Origin of the sequence: [Anoxybacillus] calidus (assembly GCF_013760845.1) — a bacterium.
GTDB classification, from domain to species: Bacteria; Bacillota; Bacilli; order Bacillales; family Anoxybacillaceae; genus Paranoxybacillus; species Paranoxybacillus calidus.
In genome coordinates this window covers 392,976-419,364 of the sequence record NZ_JACDUU010000001.1, presented here as the reverse complement: position 1 = coordinate 419,364, position 26,389 = coordinate 392,976, and the positions used below count along the sequence as shown (strand labels likewise).

Below are 26,389 nucleotides of genomic sequence, written 5' to 3'. Positions count from 1 at the left end.
AGTCCCTCCAACAAATCTTCGAAAACTATGCTATGTACATAATTTATATTATACCTTTCGACAAAAAATCAAGCAAGAACGAAAAGCGGAAGCGCCGTGTTCAGCTCTCGAAGCCAAATGTTCTTCACCCGCAGAGGTGCTTGTCACCTCAAGGGGGAAGGTTATTTGGCACAGAGAGCTAGGCCGCTGGAGCTAGACATCAAGAAAAGCGGAGGCGAGCGCCTAACGCCAAAGGAAAATGTTCTTCCGACGAGAAATGCTTGCATTTCGACAGAGGAAGGTTATTTTCCACAAGGCGTTGCGAGCCGAGCTAGACAAAAAGAAGAAAAGCGGAAGCGCCGTGTTCAGCTCTCGTGGACAAATAGACCGTCTCACACGTAATCACCACCGGAAAAAGCGGCTCCGTTTTTGAACGAAACCGCTTTTTGGATCCTTTTAACGATTCATTTTTTGTTCCATAAATTGTTTGATACGTTCGATCGCTTTTTCTAATAATTCAAGTGAAGTTGCATAAGACAAGCGAACATTATCAGGTGCACCAAATCCTGAGCCAGGCACAATTGCTACTTTCGCCTCTTCAAGCAATGCTGCCACAAATTCATCAACGTTATGATATCCCGCTAAAGCTGCTGCTTCCTTGGCATTAGGGAATAAGTAAAACGCACCTTGTGGTTTGACGCATGAAAAACCTGGGATTTGAATTAATTTTTCATAAATAATATTTAACCGTTGTTCAAAGGCTTGGCGCATTTCTTCAACCGTTTCCTGTGAACCGCTGTAAGCAGCAATCGTGGCGTACTGGGCGATTGATGTCGGATTGGATGTGCTGTGGCTTGCCAAGTCGGTCATCGCGCGAATAATTTCCTTATTACCAGCCGCATATCCGATTCGCCATCCCGTCATTGAATGGGATTTGGAAACACCGTTAATAATGATGGTCTGTTCTTTTAATTCAGGTGAAATTTGCGCGATGGAAACGTGTTTATGTCCATCATACACTAATTTTTCATAAATTTCATCCGACACGATTAAAATATCATGCTTTAAGCAAATTTCGCCTAAAGCAGCTAATTCTTCTTTCGTATAAATCATACCAGTCGGATTGCTTGGCGAGTTGATAATAACCGCTTTCGTGCGCTCTGTTATCGCAGATTGCAATTGTTCTGGGGTAATTTTAAATTCATTTTCTTCTAATCCTTCCACATAAACAGGGACACCGCCCGCAAGTTTGACTTGTTCAGGATAGCTTACCCAATAAGGTGTTGGAATAATCACTTCATCGCCTTCATCAAGAATGACCTGGAATAACGTATACAAAGCATGTTTAGCACCAACACATACAATGATTTCCGAAGGCTCATAACCTAAGTTTTGGTCTTCCTTAAACTTTTTAATAATCTCCGCTTTTAAGTCAGCCAATCCCCCGGATGGTGTATACTTCGTATGTCCTTCATTCATCGCTTTTACGGCTGCATCAATAATATGTTGCGGCGTGTTAAAATCAGGCTCGCCAGCTCCTAAACCGATCACATCGTGCCCGGCTGCTTTTAATTCTTTTGCTTTTGCCGTAATCGCCAGTGTCGTTGATGGTGTGAGTGACGCAACGCGTTTCGCTAATTTCATAATCCCTTTCCCCCTGAAATGTTATTGTTGGAAGCTATATCGTTTTAAAAAAGTACCATCTTTAAAGCTTAAATAATAAAATGAATAACGATTATCATCGTCGATATATGTAAGCTCCCAAAGAGGTACTCCTTTTTCCATTCCGAGTTTTGCGGAAATAATTTCTTTCGGATTTCGTTCCGCTTTTAACTTCGCAATTGCCTCTTGTTTCGATACTCCGCTTTTTATCTTTTTGACGATTACGTTGCCCGTTTTTTCTGGCACCCAAGCAGCCACTTTTTCTTTTTCACTGTTCGTTCCAACGATGACAACATATGCTTGATCCCCATAATATGTGTAAATCTCTTCAATATCGGTAAAATGGACTTCACTTACGGCACGCTTCATTGCTTTGGATTCGGCAAGCTGCTTCGGTTCTAGTGCCGCATTATATACATTGACTGCTTGCCAAATCATCATACATATAAACACAAAAAGAATGATGCCCCACTTTTTCATAACATCACATCTTATGTACGGTAAATTGTAAATATTGCTTTTTCTTTATCGTTTTCGTCCAATGCCAAACCAAACATTAAATCTTCTTTTTTTAATGTGCGGTTTAAACAATCGACAATTTTATATAAATCTGGTGAATGCTGAATCTTGACGGTTGCTAATACTTCGATTTTGCTTTCCATAACTCTCTCCTTCCACATCACACAAATTTTGTTACTTATACAGAAATAACACGATGGCCACACTATAAATGGGGCTGTCTCATCAAAGTCTTGGTCTTACACACCATAAAAGATGATGTACATGGTGATTGAAGGGTCTGTCAGCCCCATCTTTCCATTATATTATAACAGGTCCGTTGCTTATTTGAAAAATGTAATTGATAAAAAATTCCCCCGCCTACACCTTTAAAGGAAGGCTGTCTCAAAAAAGGGCAAGCAATTTCCTCATGAGACAGCCTTTTTTACCGTTCTAAGAAAGCCATTGTTCAAGCTTTGTTAAAAGCGAATGTAAAGGTCCCTCATGCACTTGAAGCGGAGGCAATGATGATAAAAAGTATTTTCCATAGGAAGCTGTCGTTAAACGCCGGTCAAAGACGAAAACAACCCCTTTATCATGACTTGAACGAATGAGGCGTCCAAACCCTTGCTTAAAACGAATAATCGCTTGAGGCAACGATAAGTCATAAAATGGATTGCCCCCTTGTGCACGAATTTGTTCACATTTTGCTTCGATCACCGGGTCGTCCGGGGGAGCAAATGGCAGGCGGACAATGACGATACATGAAAGCTCGTCTCCTGGAAGGTCCACTCCTTCCCAAAAATTGCTCGTGCCAAACAAAATCGCTTGGTCAAATTGCCGAAAGCTTTTCGTAAGCTTCGCTGCACTACCGCTGCTTACACCTTGAGCGATCAGCACAAAACGTTCGTCTATGTTCATTTCTTTCATCATCGAAGCAGTTAATTTTAATAATTCGTATGAGGTAAACAACACAAGCATTTTTCCATTTGTGCGTTCAGCAATTTCAATGAGTTGTATCGCAACGGAATGAGCGTACTCCTCTAAAGAAACATCAGAAATGGACGGCAAATCGCTTGGAATCATTAATTTTACCTGTTCCTTATAATTAAACGGAGACGGAATTGTTATGCACTTCGGATAAAAATCATTTAATCCAAGCCGCGAAATAATATAAGAATACGTTCCATTTGTCGTAAGCGTCGCAGAAGTTAATACAACACTTTTTTTCTTAGCAAATAAGCGCTCAGCAAAAAATTCTTCTAACTGAATCGGCTGAGAGTAAATCGTTATCGCATTGGCTGCCCCTTTCACATCCACTTCCATCCAGCGAACAACGAGATCATCATCGCTTAACAATAAATGTTGTAATGCTTCTGTCATTTTAGCGAAAGCAACCGTATCCGTAAAATAATCAAACACAAATTCGCACGATAAACGTTCGATTTCTCGTTCTTTCTGCCGCAACATCATCTGCAGGTCATTTAATTTTGTAATTAGTTCATTTGTACGATCGATTAAACGCCATAGCAACTCGTTAATCGCCTTCCATTGATTTCCTTTTTCTGTCATCGGCTGAAAGCGATAGCGAATACGGACGGTATTCTTTTCGTTTTTTCGTTGCATCACGTAACGGCGAATCATGCGGAACCACTCATCAAATTCAAATTGCAATTCAGCAATGATTTGATCTAATTCAATAAAAATTCTTTCAACGCCCATTTCTAATTTGGTACAAACCGTTTTTAACTTCGCCAGCCACCCATCTTCTTCTGACCTGCCGATTCGCCGCAATAATTGGCGAATTGTCACATAGCTTACTTGCTGTCCGAAATAATTGGCTGCTACGTCCTCCAAATGATGTGCCTCATCGACTAACAAATACTCATACGCCGGCAATAAAGGCGTTTCCCCTGTTAAGTCTTGCAGTAAAAAGGCATGGTTTGTAATGATGAGATGAGCATCAAGCGCCCGTTTTTTAGCCCGCTGAAAAAAGTCAATATCTTTCACTGGCTCATCATCATTGTCAATTTGTAAAGTAGACCAAATCAATTTTCCACCCGATGGCAAGTTTAACTCATCGACATCGCCTGTTTCCGTTTCTGTCAGCCAAACAAGCAATTGGCATTTCGTTAATACCGTATCATAATTTTTATCTTGTTCATGAAGAAAGCGAATAAATTTTCGAAGAGAAAGATAGTTACGTTTCCCTTTCAACACGGCAACTTTGAATGGAAAAGAAACAATGTTTCGCAGCACCGGAATATCGCGTTCGATAAGCTGCTCTTGCAACTGCAATGTATGAGTGCTAATGACGACAGGCTTCTTATGCTCATAAGCGAAAAATAGGCTTGGGATTAAGTAGGCTAACGATTTGCCGATCCCTGTTCCCGCTTCGATTAAAGCATGCTGCGATGTTTCAAATGCTTCGTTCACATCATTCATCATTTCCCATTGTCCTAACCGGTGTTCGTATCCGGCAATTGGGATCGATTGAAAACGCTCAGAAAACTGTTGAAAAGACGAGGCTCCGCTATAACTCGATGTTTCCTTCGGCAAAGCCGATGTTTCCTTCTTTAAAGCAATTCCTTGGTAAAAATGAAATTGTCGCTCATCGTTTAATGACAAAAATTTTTCGCCAATTACTTCATCTAATAAATGATACAAATCGCTCTTTAAATATGTCGATAGCCGCTGCAATTGCTGCAATGTGACTATCGGCAATGATTTGAGCCTCTCAAGCAACGCTAAAAACAGTTTTGCTGTTACTTCAGCATCACTGTCTGCTTGATGCGGATTTTCATGCGGCAGCTTTAATATTTGCGCTAATTCGCTTAATTTATAGCTTTCTATTGTCGGAATTAAAATGCGAGACAACTCTACCGTATCAATTTTCGGTCCATCGAAAATCGGAAATCCTGCCATTTGCAGTTCTTCTTGTAAAAAACTTAAGTCAAATGACACATTATGTGCTACAAAATACGACTTTTCCAACAGCTTTGTTACTTTTGGAGCCAACTCTTGAAAACGTGGTGCTCCTTGAATCATCTTTTCATCAATTCCTGTTAGCTGCTGGATGAACGCCGGAATAGTGCGCTCAGGATCAATAAAACTAGAAAACCGTTCGACAATTTGTTCATTTTCAATAACAACCATTCCAATTTGAATAATGCGATCCCCATTTTGTGGAGAGTTTCCTGTTGTTTCTAAATCAATCACTACAAAGCGTCGATTCATTGTTCCACCTCGATGTTCATTGACAGAGAAACAGTCACTTTCTAAACCATTTCTAATTGACATTTTAACATTGAAGAAAGAAAAAAGACTGACTCAAAGAAGGGACTGACCCATAAGTGTTTGACCTCACGCGTAACTCACAATATATAGTGTTTTTAGCCATTGTTATGTCCTATATATTATGGTGGTGGGTTCTGACACTTGCTTTCGGGTCAGCCTCTTGTAAGTCAGCCTCTATTATAACACTGTCGCAGCCGGTTCTTGCACAATTAACTGTTTAATTTTATTATTTTCATCCATAATCGCTACTTTGGGACGATGCTCGGCGATTTTTTCTTCCGGTACAAGCGCGTAAGAAATAACAATAATAATATCATCCTTCTGTACAAGACGAGCAGCAGCGCCATTTAAGCAAAACACACCGCTTCCTCTTTCTCCAGGTATAATATATGTTTCAAAACGCGCTCCGTTATTGTTGTTAACAATTTGCACTTTTTCATTTGCTACCATGCCGACAGCATCTAAAATATCTTCATCAATCGTAATGCTTCCAACATAATTCAAATTTGCCTCCGTAACGCGAGCGCGATGAATTTTCGCATTCATGAGCGTACGAAACATGAATAAATCCCTCCTATTTAACATCAAGTGTAATATTATCAATGAGACGGGCATTTGTAAACCGAACAGCAACAGCAATAATCACTTTTCCAGAAAGTACTTGTATCGGTTTGAGTTCAGGATAGGAATAAATCTCCACATAATCAATTTCAGCATGAGTATGTGTTTTTATATAATCAATCACAAGATTTCGAATCACGACCGGACTTCTTTCTCCTTCTTCAACGGCTGCCTTTGCCTTTTGTAATGCTTCATATAGAGCCGGAGCTTTTTTCCGCTCCTCTTCGGATAAATAGACATTGCGTGAACTTTTCGCTAAGCCGTCTTCTTCACGAACCGTTGGAACAGGTATAAGTTCAATTGGAAAATTAAAATCGCGAATGAGTCCATCAACAACGGCTACTTGCTGCGCATCTTTCATACCGAAATACGCACGATGCGGCATAACGATATTAAATAGTTTCATCAACACTGTCACGACCCCATCAAAATGACCTGGTCTTGATTTCCCGCACAATACATCCACACGTTCAGTAACGACGGTCTTAATGCTCAAAGGACGTGGATACATTTCAGCTACATCTGGATAAAAGAGAACATCGACTCCAGCTTCTTTGGCGATGGTTTCGTCGCGCTTAATATCGCGAGGATAGCGATCAAAGTCTTCGTTCGGACCGAACTGAAGCGGGTTGACAAAAATGCTTAAAACAACAATATCATTTTGTTCGCGTGCTTCGTTTAAGAGCGCCACATGTCCTTCATGTAAATAGCCCATTGTCGGCACAAAGCCGATTGTTTTTCCTTGTAGTCGAAATTGGTTCATTTTTTGCTGCATATCGTGAATGTTCGTTACGACAATCATTGTTCTTTTCCTCCATACAATGCTGTTAACTCTTCTTCTTTCATTGTAAACATATGACTTGATTCAGGAAATTTACGGAATTTCACTTCTGTAACATAACTTGATAATGCTTGTATAATCGTCTCTTGAATGTTCGCATATTTTTTGACAAACTTTGGCACTCGCTCCACACCATAGCCAAGAACATCGTGAAAGACGAGCACTTGGCCATCCGTTTCGTCTCCCGCCCCAATACCGATTGTTGGGATAGAAAGCTCTCTTGTTATTGCCGCTGCCAACTGCTTCGGCACACACTCTAATACCAGTGCTATCGCTCCGGCTTGTTCGCACCGTTTTGCATCTTCCATTAATTTTCGTGCGCTTTCTGCATCTTTTCCCTGCACTTTATAGCCACCTAACACACCGACGGATTGCGGCGTCAGCCCTAAATGAGCAACAACCGGTACGCCTGCCTGCGTCAACGCAGCAATGACTTCTAATACTTGGTCTGCTCCTTCTACTTTGACCGCGTTCGCTCCTGTCTCCTGCATAATGCGCTGAGCATTTCGCAACGCTTCTTCCTTCGAAATATGATACGACATAAACGGCATATCAGTAACGATAAACGTATTTGGTGCTCCTCGGCGAACCGCTTTCGTATGGTGAATCATATCATCGACTGTGACAGGAATCGTTGAGTCATATCCAAGCACAACCATTCCTAAAGAATCACCAACAAGAATCATATCGACAGAAGCTGCTTCTGCCAACTTTGCTGACGGATAGTCATAAGCCGTCAACATGACAATCGGTTCGTTATTTGCTTTCATCTTTAAAAAATCGTTTTTTGTTTTCATTCATGATACCTCCTCTTTTATCAGAGGAAATGAATCACCGAAGACACGATGAATAAAAAATCCTTCTTTCCTGCTGTTGAGAAAGAAGGACGTACTCACACATATCGGTTGACTTCATCCCTCTGTCCCAGTCCGTTATTTTGGATCAAGGCAGATACTAAATACATTTTCCCTAACAAATAAGGTGCAGTTCCGACAAGATACTGCCCATAACCATTTATTATTGTAACAAAATTCTAACAACTTTTCTATATTTTTTATAATTCAATGTCGGCAGAATGAATATAATGAATCACTCCATCAGCTGCTTCAAGCATTAACACACCCTCATCGGTAATTCCAAGCGCTTTTCCTTTTATGCTATCGTTTGGTGTGTGCGCAATAATTTCCTTGCCGATACTGACCGAATACCCTTCCCAAAGCAGCTTGATTGGTAGAAAGCCATGCTGTAAATATTGACGGTATAATGTTTCGAATTTCAATAAAATCGCTTTAATCAGTTCAGCGCGATTGATTTTTTCTCCTTTTTCAAGCGAAAGCGAAGTAGCTATTCGTTGAATCTCCTCAGGAAACTGCTCTATCTCCTGATTAACGTTAATGCCAATGCCGATGATGACCGAATGAATTCGCTCCGATTCTGCTTGAAGTTCTGTCAAAATACCGACGGCCTTTTTGCCATTGATCAAAATATCATTCGGCCATTTAATATCCGGAAAGAGACCTGTCACTTCCTGGATTCCTTGGGCAACGGCAACAGCCGCAAGCAATGTAAGCTGTGGCGCCTTTTGCGGCGGAATTGCTGGCCGCAAAATCAAACTCATCCAAATTCCCGTCCCCTTTGGGGAAAACCAAGTGCGATCTAATCGCCCACGCCCTGTCGTTTGCAGTTCTGCGACAACAAGCGTTCCTTCCGGAGCTCCTTCATAGGCGAGCTTATGGGCAATCTTTTGCGTTGAAGTCACTTCTTCTTCATAATAAATGTGGCGACCAAGCACTTCCGTTTGCAAACCAAACTGAATTTCATTGGCTGTAATTTTATCAGGAGCTTTTGTAATGCGGTAGCCGAGGCGGCGCACCGCTTCTAACTCAAATCCCTCTTTTCGCAAATCTTCAATATGCTTCCATACTGCTGTCCGTGAACAGCCCAATATTTCACTGATTTTTTGTCCGGAAATAAAATCACCTTTTGCCTGTGAAAATAATTCTAATAATTTTCTTCGAGTTTCCGATTGCACTGCGCCAGCCACTCCTTTATTTGCTCATCATTATTTTCAATTTCCCCAGAAATAATGGCATTTTCAACAAGCGTCAGCATTTCCGCCACCCAAGGTCCGCCTCGTTTATTAAACCATCTCATTAAATCGTTTCCGTTAATGGCTAACTCCTTTCGCTCTTTAATAGGAAGCGAATCAAAAAGCTGCCTTAGCTTCGCCATGTTGATGTCGATTTTTTCTCCACTTAACAAAGAACGAATTTTTTCCGCAGACAAAGCATGCGTTAAACCGTATCGATACAGCTTCTCTTTTGTCCAATCATTGTTTTGTTTAATTTCTCCTAAGATATTTAGAATCGCTTGTACATCTTTTATGAGTTGGTTCGGCAGCTTCCAAAGGCGCAAAAATGGAATTAATGTTTGCTGCACATCGAGCAAATAAGCAAACAGTCCCCAGTATTCAGCCCGTTCCGTTAAGAGCGTCCAATTATGTGCGGCAAGCTGTTCAAGTTGTGCTCGTTTTTCGCAAAGCCCCGGCATGTACTTATATAAATTCGTTTCCACTAATAACGAAAGCGCTTCTTGACTATAGGCACCTTGCAATAATTTTTCAAACTCAACGGTGATCCGCTCAACAGAAATGTGGGCAAGAAGCGGAGCAAGCTCTTGAATCGCTTCTTTTGTTTCTTCACTTAAATAAAATCCGAGCTGGCTGACAAATCGAAGAGCCCGCATCATGCGGAGCGCATCTTCAGAAAACCGCTCCTTAGCGTCTCCAACTGTTCGGATGATTTTCATTTGTATCGCTTCCTGCCCGGCAAACGGATCAATCATTTGTCCATGCTCATCCATAGCGATGGCGTTCATCGTAAAATCTCGCCGTTTTAAATCTTCATGAAGCGAGCGGACAAATGTCACTGATTGAGGGCGGCGATAATCTTCATACTTTCCTTCTGTGCGAAACGTGGTTACTTCATACGAAGTTCCTTCATGGAGAACCATGACAGTGCCATGTTCCACTCCGACGCCGATCGTTTTTGGAAAAATGCGCATCACTTCTTCGGGAAGCGCCGAAGTAGCAATATCAACATCACCAATCGGGCGGCGCAGTAAAAAATCGCGTACCGCCCCACCGACAAAATAAGCATCATGACCATGTGCTTTCAATTGTTTGATAATATGTAACGCTTTGGCAAAAGGTTGTTTCATGGCTTCACACCTTCAATAACACGATGATAAATCCATTCGTACTGCGATACAATTCGTTCTGAATGAAATTTTTCGTATACTTTTTTTAGCGCCTCGTCCGCCATATAGGCATGAAGCTGAGAATCCTTCAAAATGCGCAACGTTTTTTCTGCTGCTTCTTCAATAGCTCCTAATTTGCAAAGATACCCTGTTTTTCCATCCTCGATCACTTCGGGGATTCCTCCTATTTTCGTTCCGACACACGGAACACCGCATGCCATCGCTTCTAATAAAACGAGGCCGAAACTTTCTTTTTCTGATAAAAGAAGTTTTACATCACTAAAGGAATACAATTCTTCAAGATTTTCCTGCTTTCCTAAAAATAATACTTTTTCTTTTAATCCTAGCTCTTTCACGAGGCGGCAAACAACAGTCATTTCCGGCCCGTCACCGACAAGAAGAAGCTTCGCCGGAATTTCTTTCTGAATAAGGTTAAACACCTTTACAATATCCGGGACGCGTTTGACATGACGAAAATTTGAAACGTGAATCACGACTTTTTCTTCAGGACGAATGCCGTATTGTTTTTTCAAATCATGAACATCTTTTTTGCGATAAACGCGCTCATCAACAAAATTATAAACCGTTTCAATTTCTTTATTGACATCAAGAAGTTCATACGTTTGCTGCACAAGCGCATTGGATACAGCTGTCACGATATCAGATTGTTCAATTCCAAACTTTATGATTTCGCTCAATGAAGGGTCATAGCCGAGTACCGTAATATCTGTTCCATGCAATGTTGTCACAATCTTGAGATGTTCTCCCACCATTTGCTTGGCGAGCACGGCACAAACCGCATGAGGCACTGCATAATGAACGTGCAATAAATCCAATTTCTCTCGCTTTGCTACCTCTGCGATTTTGCTTGAGAGCGCTAAATCATACGGCGGGTATTGAAATACAGAATATTGATTGACGCTCACTTCATGATAGTAAATATTGCTGTACACTTTATTTAAACGAAACGGCACGCTTGATGAAATAAAGTGAATTTCATGTCCCCGTTCAGCAAGGAGTTTTCCTAATTCTGTGGCAACGACACCAGAGCCGCCAACAGTTGGATAACAGACAATGCCAATTTTTAGTTTCATTTCATCTCTCCTAATAAATCATGTGAAATTAAAATCGGTTTTTTGGAAATAAATCCTTCAGCGAACGGAACACCTGCTTCTTTACCGAATAACCGCTCACGACTTTCTACTGTTTCGATATAACCATTTGTCAGCGGTGTATCCACTGAACCAGCTGTTTTCTCAAATTGGCTTTTATATGCACGCAAACTGGCTAATTTCAGTTCGATCGTATCACTTATATCGATGAGAAAACTTGGCTGATGAAAACCGTTAATCATGTAAAAATATAGGGACTTGACGCGATGAGCCGGTAAATTTCTTTCATCTTCATAACGTCGAATCGCAGCAGAAAACACCGCTTCTTCGACAAGCGACGCACAATTTCCATGATCCGGATGACGATCCACCCAATAAGGGGCAAATACGATGCTTGGACGATACTCGCGAATAACCGAAACAATTTTATGAATGTATGCCTCATTTTTTAGCAAGCTACGATCCGGAAGCCGCAGATTTACTCTCTCTGTCACCCCTAATATATGAGCAGCTTCCTTTGCTTCTTGCTGCCGCAATTCGACTGTTCCATTCGATGAAAGTTCCGCCAATGTTAAATCACAAATACCGATTTTATAGCCTTTGCGCGCGTATTTTGCAATCGTGCCGCCCATCCCGATTTCGACATCATCCGGATGAGCACCAAATGCTAATATATGTAATGAACGATCGTTCATGTTATTCACCTTGTTTTTCATTGATAATTTTTCGCCACGCGAAATCGCCACGTTCTAAGCCCTTGATTAATATTTCCGCTGTTCCCATGTTCGTTGCAAGCGGAATGGAGTATACATCACATAGACGAATTAATGCGCTCACATCTGGCTCATGCGGCTGCGCGGTGAGCGGATCGCGGAAAAAGATGACCATATCCATCTTATTTTGCGCAATCATTGCTCCAATTTCTTGATCGCCTCCAAGCGGTCCAGACTGAAAGCGATGGATCGGCAAGCCTGTCGCTTCATGAATGCGCAAGCCTGTCGTTCCCGTCGCATATAATTCATGTTTTTCCAAAATCGCTTGATAAGCAATGGCGAACTGAATCATATCCGCCTTCTTTTTGTCATGCGCAATGAGGGCGATCTTCATGCTTTTCTCTCCTATCATTCAATAATATTTTCCAATCCATAGACAAGCGTATTTAATTTCATCACTGTCTCCACTGAAAGTTTAACCCCTGACATAAACGATGCCCGATTAAATGAATCATGTCGAATCGTTAACGCTTGTCCATTTCCGCCGAAAATGACTTCTTGATGGGCAATAAGTCCCGGTAGACGCACGCTATGAATTGGAATCCCATCATATGTCGCACCTCTTGCGCCTTGCAGTGTTTCTTTTTCTTCTGGATGTCCCTGCTTTTTTGAAGGTCTTACCATGGAAATGAGTTCCGCTGTTTTCACCGCTGTACCTGATGGAGCGTCTAATTTTTGGTCATGGTGAAGCTCAATAATCTCAACATCGGTGAAATATTTGGCTGCCATTTGTGCAAATTTCATCATTAAAATGGCGCCAACAGCAAAGTTTGGCGCGATAACGGCACCAATTCCTTTACCTTCTGCTAACTCGGTTAATCGTGCTAAATCTTCTTTTGTAAATCCTGTTGTACCGACGACTGGACGAACACCGTAATGCAATGCTAATTCCGCATGCTTTTTTCCAACTTCCGGAGTGGTTAAGTCAATTAATACATCCGGCTTTACTTCTTGAAAACAGCGCTCAGCGTCCGTATAAATAGGAACATCTATTCCGGTAAATCCGTCTACAGAAGAAAGACTTTTTCCATCGTTCATACGGTCAATCACTGCCACTAGCTGAAAATGTTCCGTATTATGTACTAATGATACTGCTTCCCGCCCCATTCTTCCGCGCGGACCGGCCACAACAACGTTGATTGTTTTCATAGGTCGTCTACTCCTTTGCTTCTTCTTTTCTTGTCCAACGATTTTTATCTCTTGTATGAAATTTTTCCATCACTAAATCATGAGCTTGTTGAAGGTCGATATTAAGGGAGTTGGCAAAACAAATAAGTACAAATAATAAATCTCCCATTTCTTCTTCAATCGTTTTTTCTTTTTCTGATTTTTTTTTCGGTTTTTCTCCATAATAATGATTAATTTCCCGGGCTAATTCCCCTAATTCTTCTGTCATCCTTGCCAGCATTGCAAGCGGGCTGAAATAGCCCTCTTTAAATTGACTGATATATGCATCGACTTCTTCCTGCAATTGTCTCATCGTTTTTTCTGACATCTACGTCACCTCTCATTCTTTCATGTTAGCCAAAACGAGCGATTTTGACAAATATTTTCTACGTTCATTGCTTGCAAAGATAACTTCCTCTATAATTAAGGTCGCCGACTATTCTTCATATACAAGGAGGGCTTTATGTTCGGATTAAAAATAAAAAACATTTTGTTTATTTTACTTGGTGCTGCGATTTTTGCCTTTGGTCTCGTTCATTTTAATATGCAAAACAACTTAGCAGAAGGCGGCTTTACCGGAATTACACTTCTTCTTTATTTCTTGTTCAAATGGGATCCTTCCTATACCAATTTAGCATTGAATATTCCACTGTTTCTTATCGGTTGGAGATTGCTAGGCCGTAATGCCTTTTTATATACCATTATTGGCACAGTCAGCTTATCTGTTTTTCTCTGGATCTTCCAACGCTATGCGATTCATATGCCTTTAAAACACGATTTAACACTAGCAGCGCTATTTGCCGGCGTGTTCATTGGAATCGGCCTAGGTATCATTTTCCGTTACGGCGGAACGACTGGCGGTGTCGATATTATTGCAAGGCTCGTGTACAAATATAAAGGCATTAGCATGGGCAAGACAATGTTTGTGTTTGATGCGGTTGTCATTACGTTATCCTTGATTTTATACCTTTCCTACCGCGAGGCAATGTATACGCTCGTTGCTGTATTTGTAGCTGCCCGTGTCATTGATTTTATGCAGGATAGCGGTTATGCAGCAAAGGGTGCGACAATTATTTCTGAAAAAAGCAGTGAGATCGCTGAAAAAATTATGAATGAAATGGACCGTGGCGTGACGATATTAAAAGGACAAGGTTCTTACACAAAGCGTGAACGCGATGTCCTTTATTGCGTCATTGCGAAAAATGAACTTTCCCGCTTAAAAAACGTCATTACGTCCGTCGATCCACACGCTTTCGTTGCCGTGAGCGACGTGCATGATGTATTGGGAGAAGGTTTCACTTTAGATGAAAATAAACGTCCGATCGAACCTTAAACAAACAGAGGCCGTCTCAAAGGCAAAGTGTCGGACATCACAACCGCAATCTATCGTACATTACACTTGATAAGTACGACTGGCGTGAGGTCAGACACTTATGGGACAGCCTCTCTTATTCTTTTTCGTGTAATTTGTTCTGTTCTTTTTCCCCTCTATATTTTCTCCAGCCAACATAACTTAATGTTAAAATGATGATGCTTCCTGTTGAAATAATCACCCACCATAATGATGGGTCAGCTTCATCTTTTTTCACATCGTCAAATAGCGCCTGCAAGTCTTGTTCCATCTGGAGGAGTTGTTTCATCTGGCCATCAGAGCTAAGCTGAGAAAACGCCGGCGCCTCTAACAGTTCTATATTGGCATCAACACGTTTAAATCGCTCAGGCGTAACATCAATTTTTACACTCGGTTCTATCATCTCATATTGATTTAAAAACTGCTGAAACGATGATTGAAATGCTTGCATGTTCCCATTTTCAACCGCTTTTTTCATTCGATAAAATGCGTCCATAATTGAGTGTTCCATTTCTGACCAAAGCGGTTGATGATCAGAACGAACCGCATCAATAACAAGACGAAAGCGAGTAACACGCTCAACCCGCTCTTCAGCTGGTAAAGTTGAAGCTGTTACTGTTTTTAATGCACTTTCATGAGTGACTGTAATCACACGGAGTTCATCCATTGACTTTAATCGTTCACGGGCATTGAGCTTAAAAAACTCCTCAGAAAAATGTGCTAATACTTGTTTTGCCTCTTCAAATCTTTTGTTTTTGGCCAGCTGCAGCGCCTCATCAGAAATTTGATCAAGCTTTTTCCATTCATCCGTTGTTTGTGAAGATGCAACATATGGAAATAACATCATAAAAATCATGATGAATATGAAGATTTTTTTCTTCATCCTTGTCCCTCCTCCGCTACCTACTAACAATGTATGAAGAGGTGGACAAGAGTAGACCATTATTTTAATGGGGCTCAGCTGCGTTTAGGTCTAACACAAAGAAAATATGTAATTCCAATCGAAACAATGCTCAGCCAAAATGTGAAATAACCTATTTCCGGAATGTATTGGTCAAGCATGCTGTATCGCGGCAACATCCGAAACACATAGTCAATCACATCATTGTGCAGCGTCCAAATTGCAACAAACGCTAAATGCCACGGTTTGATGCGATAAAACGGGGCATATAAAATTCCCTCAATAGCCATTGCCGCGTGCGACAAAATTAACATCCAAGCAATAGGATCAATGGTTCCTGTCACTTTCCAAACTAATATATTCATAACGACAGCCCATATTCCGTATTTAAACAGAGTCACAATTGCCAGCGCCTCCAACAGCGGCCAATTTTTCCCTAATAAAAACGCAATGAGCACAAAAATAAAAAATAAACTTGCCGTCGGGCTGTCCGGTACAAATAACAGAAACTGTGGCGGAGTTTCTGATAGTTGACTGCCGTACCATATGTATCCATAAATCGTTCCCAATATGTTAATAATAAGCAAAATCCATAAAATAGAGCGATGCATGAGCATCGAAAAGACGAATCTCATATTTCACCAACTTTCCCAATAGTATACAGAAGTAAACAAAAAAGCTGACTATGGGCTAGCCAGCTTTTTGTATGATTATTCCGCTTTCAAACCTGCAATAAATTCTGCAAGTTTCTTTAACTCTTCGTCTGTACCTTTGAAGACACCAGGTGGCATGTTGCCTTTTCCTTCTTTGGCGATCTTCGCTACTTCCTCAGCACTTAAGCCTGTACCGACAAGCGATGGTGCTGCCGCTCCTCCAGATAGGTTTTCACCGTGGCACGTTGTACATGTATTCGTTTGCGCAATTTTGTAGCCTTCTGCGTTTTTATCAATTTCCACTTCCGCACGAATCTTACCTTGTTCAGCCGCCGCTTCCCAGTCATGAGTAACGACAGATTCCCAAGTTAAGAAAATCATCGCCGCCAAAGTTAAAAGCATCATTCCAACCGCGACAGGACGCTTCATTGGACGGCGTTCTGGTCCGCGATCTAAGAACGGCGCTAAGAGTAACGCACCAAACGCAAGACCTGGCATGACAATCGCACCAATGACTGTGTAAGGACCTGATGCGTACGAATATTTTAGTAATTGATATAAGAATAAGAAATACCAGTCTGGAAGCGGAACGTAAGACGTATCCGTTGGGTCAGCGATACGCTCTAATGGTGATGGATGGGCTACCGTTAAGCATAAGAAACCGATTAAAAATACGGAACCTACCATCCATTCTTTTAATAAGAAGTTCGGCCAAAACGCTTCCGTCTTCCCAGGATATTCCGAATAATCCTTTGGAATATTCGGCTTTCTCTCTGCAGGAACACGGGAGTCGCCGACAAATTTCATCCCTTTTCCGCGATGCATTTCATGTCCCCCTCCTTTTTCTCATAGGCTAACGCACATTGTGCATCGTAATTTTTACAGTGGACCAGAAATACCTTGTTTACGAATCATTAAGAAGTGAGCTGCCATCAATCCAAGCAATGCAGCTGGTAAGAAAAACACGTGAATCGCAAAGAAACGCGTTAATGTTTGCGCACCGACGATTTCAGGATGACCAGCTAATAATGTTTTAACTGCTGTACCAATCACAGGTGTCGCTTCAGCAATTTGCAAACCTACTTTCGTCGCGAATAGCGCTTTCATATCCCATGGTAATAGGTAACCAGTGAAACCAAGTCCCATCATTACCATGAAAATTAGTACACCAACAATCCAGTTTAACTCACGTGGTTTTTTGTATGCGCCTTGGAAGAAGACACGCAACGTATGTAAAAACATCATTACAATAACAAGACTTGCTCCCCAATGGTGCATACCGCGCACGATTTGTCCGAATGCTACTTCGTTTTGTAAGTAATAAACGGACTCCCATGCGTTTTTAATATCCGGAACATAGTACATCGTTAAAAACATACCAGATAAAATCTGGATGACTGTAACGAAGAACGTTAATCCGCCAAAACAGTAAACGAATGCCGAAAAATGATGTGCAGGGTTAACATGTTCCGGAACTTCATGGTCAGCGATATCCCGCCACAAAGGCGTAATATCTAAACGTTCGTCAACCCAATCATAAATCTTATTTAACACGTATTACGCCTCCCCTCGTGGTTTCGCTTTACCTAAGTATAACGTACCGTCTTTCACTTTTAGTTCATAACGGTCTAATGGATGTATAGGCGGCGTTCCTGGAACGTTTGTACCATCCTTTTCATAACGACCATAGTGACATGGACAGAAAAATTGATTTGGATGTTCCTTATCACCGTTCCAGTTGACTGTACACCCTAAATGTTTACACACCGGAGAAAGTGCCACAATTTCTCCCTTGTCATCTTTGTACACCCATGCAGATCTTGGCTCTTCAGATTCATACCACGCATCTTTTACTTTTACTTTAAAGTCGAAGCGTTTTGGTTCTGTTGTAATATCTTTCACCTGTGCAACAGCAACCATCTCACCGCCCGCTTCGCCCTTTAAAACTGGATCCAATGCGAAGCGTACCATTGGCATTAACATCCCCGCAGCCATAAATCCGCCAACGCCAGTTAAGGTGTAGTTTAAAAATTGACGTCTAGAAACCCGATGCTTATTATCGCTCATTGTTTTCCCCCCTCTATACAAAGTTAAGTCCATCCGGACAATAGCATAACACATATAAAACTAGGACATCCTAATGATATATCAAGAAGTCGACAAGGTCAATATTCTCCTTGCTGTAACCGCTATCACATTATGACAATTTTGGCTTATGACCACTTCGCAATCAATAAATTCATCAGTTGCGAAGTTTGATCTGTTACAATTTGCTGTTTATATTTTTCGTCCATATGTTCAAGCGGAATCGATGGCAGCCAAAGAAGCGTACCCGGTAAATTCGCTTCTCCTGCTTTCCACTCCGTATCGGACGTCACGTAAAAAATATGCTTCATCCCGTTCGCTATTAACTCGTCTGTCCAATCGGCAATCCGCTTCGTTTTTTCTTCCATGTTTTCTGATGTGAAATATGTAAAAGGCGGGAATAAAAATACTCTTCCTTTAAACTGTCTTTCAAGCTCGTTTACGATGATTTGCACAAACTCTCCCATCGAAACGATAGACTTTACGTTTTTTTCCAATGTTAGTGGGATGAGCGGAATCACTGCCGTATCCACATATTCTTTTTCTTGCAAATAAACTTCAACATCTTTAACTGTCCATTTCACGTCCGTTCTCTCCTCTTATTAAGTAAATTTCATCTCAACAATATCATATTTAACATAAAAAAGAAAAACCTTGCTACCATACGCAAGGTTTATAGACGTTTCAATTGATCCGTCAAACGCTTAAATTCCTGCTCATCGCCTCTGTCCAGCGCTTCATCAATTAATTTCATCAGCTGTTCCCTTTGAAAGTTTTGTATCGATTTCTCTAAAAATTGTTCCGCCAAAATTTGGTCTTTCTCATTAACTTGTAAATGTTTCGGGATATACGGATTTTCTTCCAGCACAGCTACATATTGTGGAGAATGGAAGGAAGCTCGAAAGTTCAGTTGAATGTAGATATCCTCATCCCGATTTAATCGGATATCATGGAATGACTTTTCCGCGTCGGTCGTCATGACATTTTCCTTATAAAAACGAAACGGCACATCATCGACACAATGCGTCGACATAATCATTCCGCGCGGGCAATATTGCGCTTTTTCCACAAAGTGCACTTTTTTCATCAATTGATCATGGCTCATTAAATAGTTCAAAATCCAAACACATTCGCGCCTTTTCAGCTGGTAATTGCTCAAAAACCAGCGGATAAATTCTTTTTTTTCATTTACGGATACATGAGTTGTCAATCCGCTTCCCTCCTCTATATTTTCAATAAGAAAGAGGTATATGCTTTGACTATTAGACTTCGATTTTTCCAATGCCTGCAACCGCTTTTTTCATTCTTCTTCCAGTTGAAGAACCATTTCCGCTGCTTCTGTATGGGTCGGGTCAATTTGTAAAATTTGCTCAAACAATTGCTTCGCTGTTTTGCGATTTCCTTCCTCGATAAGAAAATACGCATATTCCTCAAGAAAGTCGACTTCGTTCTTAAAGAAAGTATATGCTTCTTGGTAATGTTTTAATGCATCGGAATACATTTCTAATTGATGTTTTGCCCGCGCTAAATCCCATTCAAACTGTGGGTCGTACTCCCCTTGCTTCATCGCTTCTTCGATACAAGCGACGACATCTTCGTAGCGTTCTTCATGCAAGAGTAGCTTCGTCAATGTCAAGAGCGCTTCTATATATCCCGGATCGACGTTAACCGCTGCACGTAGATGTTCTTCTGCTTCATCCGGCTTTCCAAGTTTCAGCGCAATTTTGCCTGCATACAACAACAATTCTTTATTCCATTCATCCACTTTCAGGCCTTCTTTTACTGTTTCATAGCTTTTTTGCAAATCGCCCTCATGCTCATATGCTTTTGCCAAATATAAATACAATGGGATATATTCTGCATCTAATTCTTTTAGTTCTTTCAGCTTTTCAATCGCCGTTTGGTAATAGCCAGCTTGAAAAGCAGTAAATCCATAGCCAAACAGCGTATGAATTTCCAGCTTTTCGTTCAATGCTTCTTCATAATACGGAAGCGCTTCCTCAAACTGGCCAGATAAACTTAATGCTTCTGCGAGCCGCTGTGGAATAGAGGTGCCGGCAAGCGTCGTTTCTTTTTCTAATACCTTTTTATAAAATTCAACGCTCTTTTGGTATTCTCCTTTTGTTAAATAAAATTCTCCAAGAGCAAATTGAATAATTGGCTCATTCGGCAGTTTTTCATAGGCAAGAAGCAGTTTGCGTTCGCTTACCTCGTCCAGCCCCTGCATTTGATAAAGGTCAGCGGCAAGAAGGCAGGCACGAGGATAAGTCGGATCGTTTTCATCAATTTCTGCTAAAATATTAATCGCTTTTTCTTCTTCGTCAAGTTCCGTATAAACTTCTGCTAAAAATAATAAAATATCTCCTTCATCAGGATAACGGTAAGACAGCTCTTCAAGAATATCACGTGCTTCTGGAAGGAGCCCCCATGAAAAAAGATGTTCCGCTAACATATATTTTTCTTCATCGCTGCATTCTGCTTTTACTTTCGGTATTAATGCAAGAGCTTTTTCAATTTCTCCGTTTTCAACAAGACGAACGAGTTTCTCAATCTGCATCATTCTCGCTAACCCTTTCTTTCATCAAAATATGCTGTAAACATTCCCGGGGCACGAACCACAAGTTCTTTGCCAAAACCGGGATAAAAATAAATTTGCTCTCCTGCTTTCAACAATCTCCCTTTATGAACGGTAATCGTCGGAACATGATTATCATAATCGACAATCGGATTTTCGGCAACTGAACAGCTTAGTGACATCGATTCATACAAATTATAATCTACTTCGCCGCCGATACGGATATCTCCTTTTTGCGGGTAAATGCCGATTTTTTTTAACACCTCTAATGAAAGCGGTGTACGTTCTTTTAACGAGAACGGAATAAACGGAATTTTATGGTTCTTTAAAATTTGTCTCCATTGTTTTTGCTGCAACACTAAAGCTTGTTCGCTTTTCCAATACGGAGAAAAGACAATAAAATAGCGAGATAATGCCTCGTAAATCCAGTACCAAGGTACGCTTTCCAAATTTTCCTCCCCGTTCAATTCAATAAAGACAACCGGAATTTTGCAACGTTTGCATTCCCGTACAAATGACGGTGTTAAGACGCGAAGCGGAATTTTTACCCCAATAAAATAATCAATCGGGCTGTTTAGCAGCTGCTGCCGTAATTGTTGTAGCGCTTTTGGCAATTGCTTTTCATAATGGACATCGCAGACAGCAAGCAATGTTGTACAGCCGCGGGAAATAAAATGCTGCTGCATATATTGTTTAAATTGTACAAATGTTCTTTGCTCCTGAAATGAAAAGTCAAGCATCACATGTCCCGCTGTTAACACATATTCGTTCGCAGGCATCCGAATGAAGTGATAGTGGGAGATTTTTTCACTTATATAATCAATGCGGTTATCGTCAATCACTAACGAACAACATTCCACCTTATTATTTTTTAATACATTTGCCTTTTCGATGATATATGGCACGTTTATCTCCTCCCATCATATTTATCCTTAAGACAAGCTATGATGGAAAAGGGAAAACTATGAGTTTTTTAGAATAATAAAATACCCCATCATTGAAGATGAGGTATTGATAAATAAAAATATTGGTTGTCGGCGAACCACGAAAAATTACACCGTCTTTTATAGCTCTTTTTTAAAATTATTGCTTTTCGGCTGTCATAGGCAAGCTATACAACTTGCTATGTCACGCTGCAGCGTGAAAAGCAACAATGTTTACGAAAATAGTCTATTTTATTAATAGCTGCAAATGCTCAAAAAAGCTTGGATAAGAAACGGCAATCGCTTCAGACCGATTAAGTGTGAGCTCGCCTTCCGTTATACATGCCGCAATGGCTAACATCATGCCGATTCGATGGTCACCGTAGCTGTCAACAACAATATGATTTGCCTTTAGTTTCGTTTTTCCGCGAATAATCATTCCGTCGTCAGTCGCCTCAATATCAGCACCTAATCGGTTTAACTCGGAAACGACCGTAGCAATGCGATCCGTTTCCTTCACTCTCAGCTCACTAGCATCTTTAATAACCGTCGTCCCTTCTGCCTGCGTCGCGAGCAGGGCAATGATTGGAATTTCATCGATTAAACGTGGAATGAGCTCCCCGCCGATTTCGATTCCCTTTAGTTCAGATGTACGAACGGTAATATCCCCCATCGGTTCGCTTTCTTCGTTGCGAATATTTTCAATAGCAATGTCGGCTCCCATCTGCTTGAGTACATCGATAATCCCTGTCCGCGTTGGATTTAACCCTACATTTTTTAATGTAATTTCACTATTTGGCGCAATCGCACCAGCGACTAAGAAAAACGCGGCAGATGAAATATCGCCGGGCACGTCAATGTGAGCTCCTTTTAGCTGCTGTTTCCCCGTTACAGATACGGTCAGCCCATCCACAACGACTTCTCCGCCAAACGCCTTTAGCATTCTTTCTGTATGATCGCGGGATTTATGTGGCTCGATGACCGTCGTCGTACCGTCTGCCATAAGTCCTGCAAGCAAAATCGCTGATTTTACCTGTGCACTTGCTACCGGAGATGTGTAACGAATCGCTTGTAAGTTTCCGCCGCGGATCGACAACGGCGTGTAATTACCGTGCTCCCGTCCGTCAATTTTCGCTCCCATTTCTCTTAGTGGGTTCGTCACTCTTGCCATTGGCCGCTTCGCAATCGATTCATCGCCAATTAAGCAGGCATGAAAAGAACATCCCGCTAAAATGCCAAGCAAAAGTCTCGTTGTCGTGCCGGAATTACCAACGTTTAAAATTTCCGTTGGTTCCTGTAAACCTGTAATTCCTTTTCCTTCAACGACGACTTCACTGCCGTTTTGTGTAATCGAAACGCCTAATTTACGAAAACAGTCAATCGTACTTAAACAATCTTCCCCAGCTAAAAAATGAGAAATGGTCGTCGTACCATTAGCAATCGCCCCGAACATGACAGCACGATGGGAAATCGATTTATCACCAGGAACTTCAATCGCCCCTCTCAGCGATGAAACATTTGTCCGCAATGGTTTCATAGCTCTCTCTCCTTACTAGACTTCATATGTTTTATATGTTGTATATGTTTCAATACATTGTTTCGCCTTGGTACGGTCTTCTTCCGTTTGAAAACTTAAACGAAGAACCCCATAAATTTCCTCTCTTGTCTCAATAATGCGGATATTTGTAATGCTAATACGCTCTTTGGCCAAATAACCTGTAATTTCGGAAATAACCCCTGGATAATCGGGAACATCCACATACAAATCGTAAAAGGAAGGAATCGCACCTTTCGTGCGGATTGGCAGACCATCGCGAAATTGCTTCGCTTCGGCAAAATAGTTGTAGATTTGCTCACTATTTCCTTTTTCGACAAAAGAACGAACGATGCTCATTTCTTGCAGCCAAACATCAAAAAGTTGCAGCAGTTCTTCCTTATTATGTAATAAAATATCGCGCCACATTTCCGGGTTGCTTGAAGCGATTCTTGTAATGTCGCGAAATCCTCCGGCCGCAAGCTGGCTGACAAGCTCATTTTCCCGCTCGTACCGCTGTGCTTGATGAACGAGGCTGGCCGCAATAATATGCGGAAAGTGGCTAATCACTCCAGTAATTCGGTCATGTTCTTTCGGCGAAAGCACGACAAAGCGCGCTTTCGTTCCTTTCAGCCACTCCTTTAATTTGTCCACTTGAGCTGCCTGAACATCCTCTGTCGGCGTTAAAATATAAAAGGCGTTTTCAAATAAATGAACTCTTGCCGCTGCGACACCGCTTTTATGCGAACCTGCCATCGGGTGCCCACCAATAAAGGTAACCCCTTGTTTTAACAGTTTGACAGCATATTCCACAATTTTTTGCTTCGTACTGCCGACATCGGTAATAATGGCATTTTCCTTAAAATGAAGATGACTTATTTCCGCTAAAATTTTTTCCGTCTGCATCACCGGAGTTGCTAAAACAATCAAATCTGCCTCTTTGATTGCTTCCTCAAAAGAATAAGCAATTTCGTCAATGACTTTTAAAGAGCGCGCTAATTCCGCCTCCTCTTCTTTCACATCATAGCCGATCATCCATGCTTCTGGGTGCTCTTTTTTAATGGCTAAAGCAATGGAACCGCCAATCAGCCCAAGACCAATAATCAATACGTTGCCTTTCAAATCGTTCACCTTCTTCTTTAAAACGCTGGCCGAGGATGACCTATAAGTATCTGACCTTACGCATATTCACTATTATAGCTATGTCCTATATATAGTGTTGTGAAGTCTGACACTTTTCTTTTGGGTCAACCTCGACCGCTTGTTGCATTATACGAGCTGTTTTTCTTTCAACATCGCTGTTAATGCTGCAAATACTTCCTGATTCTGTGCTTCTGTGCCAATTGTAATTCTTACGGAAGTTGGAAAGCCAAGGGCATTTCCTGAGCGTACGATAATTCCTCTTTCTAATAAATATTGAAATACTTCATTTCCTTCAATGCCAAAATCGATTAAAATAAAGTTTCCTTCAGAATAGTAGTATTTGAGACTATGTTCATCGCAAAAACGATAAAATTGTTTTAAACCGTGTTTGTTTTTCTCCACGCAATCCTTAAGAAACTCCTGGTCATCTAATGCCGATAACGCTGCAGCTTGGGCGAGCACCGACGTGTTAAACGGTTCGCGCGCCGGTTCCATTTGTTGAATCAACGTTTCGCTGGCAATGCCATAGCCGATACGGAGACCTGCCAACCCATATGCCTTCGAAAAAGTGCGCAAAATCATTAAATTGTCATATTCGCTTAAAAGCGGAACCGTTTGTGGATAATTTTCCGCCTGCACATATTCGTAATAGGCTTCATCGACAACAACAAGAACATGTTTTGGAACTTTTTCTAAAAATGATAAAAGTTCATGTTTCCGTACATATGTACCCGTTGGATTGTTCGGGTTGCAAATCCAAACGATGCGCGTATGCTCGTCGATCGCTTGAAGCATGCTGTCTAAATCGTGATTTCCATTCACAAGCGGAATTTCGCGAACTTCCGCGTTTTCAATCACTGCATTATGCCGATATTGCGGAAAGGTTGGCTTAGCCATTACCGTATTCGTTCCCGCTTCCAAAAAAGCACGGCAAATGATTTGCACAACCTCGTCAGAACCATTTCCAAAAATAATCTGTGTTTCATTGATTCCTAAATGTTTCGCCAATTTTTCACGCAGCGCCCGAGAGTAGCCATCGGGATATATCGCTAAACCATTTAATGATTGCAAAATCGCCTCTTTTACTTTTGGCGAAAAACCATATGGATTTTCGTTCGATGCTAGTTTTATAACTTTTTCCAAGCCGTATTCTCTCTTTACTTCCTCTATCGGTTTTCCTGGTTTGTATGGGGGCAATTGCTCGAGTTGACGTTTCACTTTCATACTGTTCACCTCATCTCATTACATTGTAAAGGCTCAACTAACGATTGAGCATACTGCTGAAATTCGATTAATGCGTCTTTTCTTGTCTCCTCCTGCTTCAAACAATCGGCTAACTGTTCAATTTTTTGCACTAGAGCACTGCCAATGACAACACCGTCACAATGGTCTTTCAATGTCTGAATCTGTTCGCTCCTTGAAATTCCGAAGCCAACAGCAACTGGGACGCGGCTATGTGCTTTCACTTCTGCCAAAAACTCATAAAGCTCATTAGGTAATGTGTCACGTATTCCTGTAACTCCTAATGAAGAGACACAGTACAAAAAGCCTTGCGCCTCAGAGGCAATTTTTTTAATTCTATTCCTGGAAGTCGGTGCAACTAATGAAATAAACGATAGACCCGATTGTTCGCTGAGTTGACGTATATGTCCGCTTTCCTCAAACGGCAAATCTGGAATAAGCACACCATCTACATTGTTTTTTCGCGCTAAAGCGAAAAAGTATTCTTCTCCTAATTGTAACACAGGATTATAATACGTAAAGAGAATAATGGGAATTTTCAATCCTTTTTTTCGCATGAGCGAGACAAGTTCGATGGCTTTTTTCAGCGTCATCTCATGTTTTAAAGCACGCTGGGCGGCTCTTTGAATAATCGGCCCATCAGCGAGAGGATCAGAATACGGGACACCAAGTTCCAGAATGGAAGCCCCTGCCTGTTGAAGCGCTAACGCTAACTCTACCGTCACATCCGGATACGGATCACCAGCGACAATAAACGGAATAAACATCGTCTTA

Annotated in this window: 29 protein-coding genes; 2 read left to right on the top strand and 27 right to left on the bottom strand. The window is 41.2% G+C overall.

The annotated features are described in order from the left end of the window. Positions 1–165 precede the first annotated feature (165 nt). Positions 166–381 (top strand): hypothetical protein, encoded by a 216-nt coding sequence (locus HNQ85_RS02320; RefSeq protein WP_181535830.1) that lies wholly within the window; start codon positions 166–168, stop codon positions 379–381. 54 nt (positions 382–435) lie between these two features. Here HNQ85_RS02320 and HNQ85_RS02315 read toward each other — a convergent pair whose 3' ends face one another. The 14 genes from HNQ85_RS02315 to HNQ85_RS02250 form a co-directional block, all read right to left on the bottom strand. After that, positions 436–1,623 carry a pyridoxal phosphate-dependent aminotransferase gene (locus HNQ85_RS02315; protein ID WP_181535828.1) on the bottom strand — a complete coding sequence of 396 codons (1,188 nt, stop codon included), beginning with the start codon at positions 1,621–1,623 and terminating at the stop codon, positions 436–438. A gap of 21 nt (positions 1,624–1,644) precedes the next feature. Continuing rightward, a complete protein-coding gene (locus HNQ85_RS02310) occupies positions 1,645–2,121 on the bottom strand; it encodes a cell wall elongation regulator TseB-like domain-containing protein (protein WP_181535825.1) in 477 nt (158 codons plus the stop codon). A gap of 11 nt (positions 2,122–2,132) precedes the next feature. After that, positions 2,133–2,303: a YpmA family protein gene (locus HNQ85_RS02305; RefSeq protein WP_181535823.1), complete on the bottom strand. Its 171-nt coding sequence runs from the start codon at positions 2,301–2,303 to the stop codon at positions 2,133–2,135. A gap of 289 nt (positions 2,304–2,592) precedes the next feature. Next, on the bottom strand, positions 2,593–5,376 hold the full coding sequence (gene dinG / locus HNQ85_RS02300; RefSeq protein ID WP_181535820.1) for an ATP-dependent DNA helicase DinG: 2,784 nt from the start codon (positions 5,374–5,376) through the stop codon (positions 2,593–2,595). Between the two features lie 237 nt (positions 5,377–5,613). Beyond that, positions 5,614–5,997, bottom strand: a complete 384-nt coding sequence (gene panD / locus HNQ85_RS02295) for an aspartate 1-decarboxylase (protein WP_111643991.1) — start codon at positions 5,995–5,997, stop codon at positions 5,614–5,616. Positions 5,998–6,010: 13 nt separating this feature from the next. Continuing rightward, positions 6,011–6,859, bottom strand: coding sequence for a pantoate--beta-alanine ligase (gene panC / locus HNQ85_RS02290; protein ID WP_181535818.1), 849 nt, complete (start codon positions 6,857–6,859; stop codon positions 6,011–6,013). Further along, complete coding sequence (gene panB, locus HNQ85_RS02285) at positions 6,856–7,695, bottom strand: 3-methyl-2-oxobutanoate hydroxymethyltransferase (protein WP_181535816.1); 840 nt, start codon at positions 7,693–7,695, stop codon at positions 6,856–6,858. Before panB ends, panC begins: the two co-directional genes overlap by 4 nt. Before the next feature lie 257 nt (positions 7,696–7,952). Further along, entirely contained in the window at positions 7,953–8,942 is a 990-nt protein-coding gene (locus HNQ85_RS02280) for a biotin--[acetyl-CoA-carboxylase] ligase (protein ID WP_181535814.1), read from the bottom strand. Further along, on the bottom strand, positions 8,900–10,117 hold the full coding sequence (locus HNQ85_RS02275; protein ID WP_181535812.1) for a CCA tRNA nucleotidyltransferase: 1,218 nt from the start codon (positions 10,115–10,117) through the stop codon (positions 8,900–8,902). Before HNQ85_RS02275 ends, HNQ85_RS02280 begins: the two co-directional genes overlap by 43 nt. Then, positions 10,114–11,250: an N-acetyl-alpha-D-glucosaminyl L-malate synthase BshA gene (bshA, locus tag HNQ85_RS02270; RefSeq protein ID WP_181535810.1), complete on the bottom strand. Its 1,137-nt coding sequence runs from the start codon at positions 11,248–11,250 to the stop codon at positions 10,114–10,116. Before bshA ends, HNQ85_RS02275 begins: the two co-directional genes overlap by 4 nt. After that, positions 11,247–11,963: a bacillithiol biosynthesis deacetylase BshB1 gene (gene bshB1 / locus HNQ85_RS02265; protein WP_181535808.1), complete on the bottom strand. Its 717-nt coding sequence runs from the start codon at positions 11,961–11,963 to the stop codon at positions 11,247–11,249. Before bshB1 ends, bshA begins: the two co-directional genes overlap by 4 nt. 1 nt (position 11,964) lies before the next feature. Further along, on the bottom strand, positions 11,965–12,375 hold the full coding sequence (gene mgsA, locus HNQ85_RS02260; RefSeq protein WP_181535806.1) for a methylglyoxal synthase: 411 nt from the start codon (positions 12,373–12,375) through the stop codon (positions 11,965–11,967). 14 nt (positions 12,376–12,389) lie between these two features. Continuing rightward, on the bottom strand, positions 12,390–13,190 hold the full coding sequence (gene dapB, locus HNQ85_RS02255; RefSeq protein WP_181535804.1) for a 4-hydroxy-tetrahydrodipicolinate reductase: 801 nt from the start codon (positions 13,188–13,190) through the stop codon (positions 12,390–12,392). 7 nt (positions 13,191–13,197) lie between these two features. Further along, positions 13,198–13,536 (bottom strand): nucleotide pyrophosphohydrolase, encoded by a 339-nt coding sequence (locus tag HNQ85_RS02250; protein ID WP_181535802.1) that lies wholly within the window; start codon positions 13,534–13,536, stop codon positions 13,198–13,200. Between the two features lie 135 nt (positions 13,537–13,671). On the opposite strand from HNQ85_RS02250, the gene HNQ85_RS02245 reads away from it, so the two are divergent. Next, on the top strand, positions 13,672–14,541 hold the full coding sequence (locus HNQ85_RS02245; RefSeq protein WP_181535800.1) for a YitT family protein: 870 nt from the start codon (positions 13,672–13,674) through the stop codon (positions 14,539–14,541). Between the two features lie 115 nt (positions 14,542–14,656). On the opposite strand, the gene ypjB is transcribed toward HNQ85_RS02245, so the two are convergent. From ypjB to trpA, 13 genes are all read right to left on the bottom strand, one after another. Further along, positions 14,657–15,442, bottom strand: coding sequence for a sporulation protein YpjB (gene ypjB, locus HNQ85_RS02240; protein WP_181535798.1), 786 nt, complete (start codon positions 15,440–15,442; stop codon positions 14,657–14,659). A gap of 74 nt (positions 15,443–15,516) precedes the next feature. Next, the gene (lhaT, locus tag HNQ85_RS02235) at positions 15,517–16,095 is read right to left on the bottom strand and encodes a lipoprotein heptaprenylglyceryl N-acetyltransferase LhaT (protein ID WP_181535797.1); all 579 of its coding nucleotides are present in this window, start codon (positions 16,093–16,095) and stop codon (positions 15,517–15,519) included. A gap of 75 nt (positions 16,096–16,170) precedes the next feature. Then, on the bottom strand, positions 16,171–16,938 hold the full coding sequence (locus HNQ85_RS02230) for a menaquinol-cytochrome c reductase cytochrome b/c subunit (protein ID WP_181535795.1): 768 nt from the start codon (positions 16,936–16,938) through the stop codon (positions 16,171–16,173). Between the two features lie 54 nt (positions 16,939–16,992). Beyond that, positions 16,993–17,667 carry a menaquinol-cytochrome c reductase cytochrome b subunit gene (gene qcrB / locus HNQ85_RS02225; RefSeq protein ID WP_181535793.1) on the bottom strand — a complete coding sequence of 225 codons (675 nt, stop codon included), beginning with the start codon at positions 17,665–17,667 and terminating at the stop codon, positions 16,993–16,995. Between the two features lie 3 nt (positions 17,668–17,670). Continuing rightward, positions 17,671–18,180: a QcrA and Rieske domain-containing protein gene (locus HNQ85_RS02220; protein WP_181535791.1), complete on the bottom strand. Its 510-nt coding sequence runs from the start codon at positions 18,178–18,180 to the stop codon at positions 17,671–17,673. Positions 18,181–18,326: 146 nt separating this feature from the next. Beyond that, positions 18,327–18,782, bottom strand: a complete 456-nt coding sequence (locus HNQ85_RS02215) for a DUF2487 family protein (RefSeq protein ID WP_181535788.1) — start codon at positions 18,780–18,782, stop codon at positions 18,327–18,329. 89 nt (positions 18,783–18,871) lie between these two features. After that, complete coding sequence (locus tag HNQ85_RS02210; protein WP_181535786.1) at positions 18,872–19,408, bottom strand: ReoY family proteolytic degradation factor; 537 nt, start codon at positions 19,406–19,408, stop codon at positions 18,872–18,874. A 90-nt stretch (positions 19,409–19,498) separates the two neighbouring features. Next, positions 19,499–20,758, bottom strand: a complete 1,260-nt coding sequence (locus tag HNQ85_RS02205) for a tetratricopeptide repeat protein (RefSeq protein ID WP_181535784.1) — start codon at positions 20,756–20,758, stop codon at positions 19,499–19,501. Positions 20,759–20,763: 5 nt separating this feature from the next. Then, positions 20,764–21,678 (bottom strand): hypothetical protein, encoded by a 915-nt coding sequence (locus HNQ85_RS02200; protein ID WP_181535782.1) that lies wholly within the window; start codon positions 21,676–21,678, stop codon positions 20,764–20,766. A gap of 265 nt (positions 21,679–21,943) precedes the next feature. After that, entirely contained in the window at positions 21,944–23,233 is a 1,290-nt protein-coding gene (gene aroA / locus HNQ85_RS02195; RefSeq protein WP_181535780.1) for a 3-phosphoshikimate 1-carboxyvinyltransferase, read from the bottom strand. A 15-nt stretch (positions 23,234–23,248) separates the two neighbouring features. Continuing rightward, a complete protein-coding gene (locus tag HNQ85_RS02190) occupies positions 23,249–24,352 on the bottom strand; it encodes a prephenate dehydrogenase (protein WP_181535777.1) in 1,104 nt (367 codons plus the stop codon). A 147-nt stretch (positions 24,353–24,499) separates the two neighbouring features. Continuing rightward, a complete protein-coding gene (gene hisC, locus HNQ85_RS02185) occupies positions 24,500–25,597 on the bottom strand; it encodes a histidinol-phosphate transaminase (protein WP_181535775.1) in 1,098 nt (365 codons plus the stop codon). A gap of 5 nt (positions 25,598–25,602) precedes the next feature. Next, positions 25,603–26,382 (bottom strand): tryptophan synthase subunit alpha, encoded by a 780-nt coding sequence (trpA, locus tag HNQ85_RS02180; RefSeq protein ID WP_246326777.1) that lies wholly within the window; start codon positions 26,380–26,382, stop codon positions 25,603–25,605. Between the last annotated feature and the right edge of the window lie 7 nt (positions 26,383–26,389).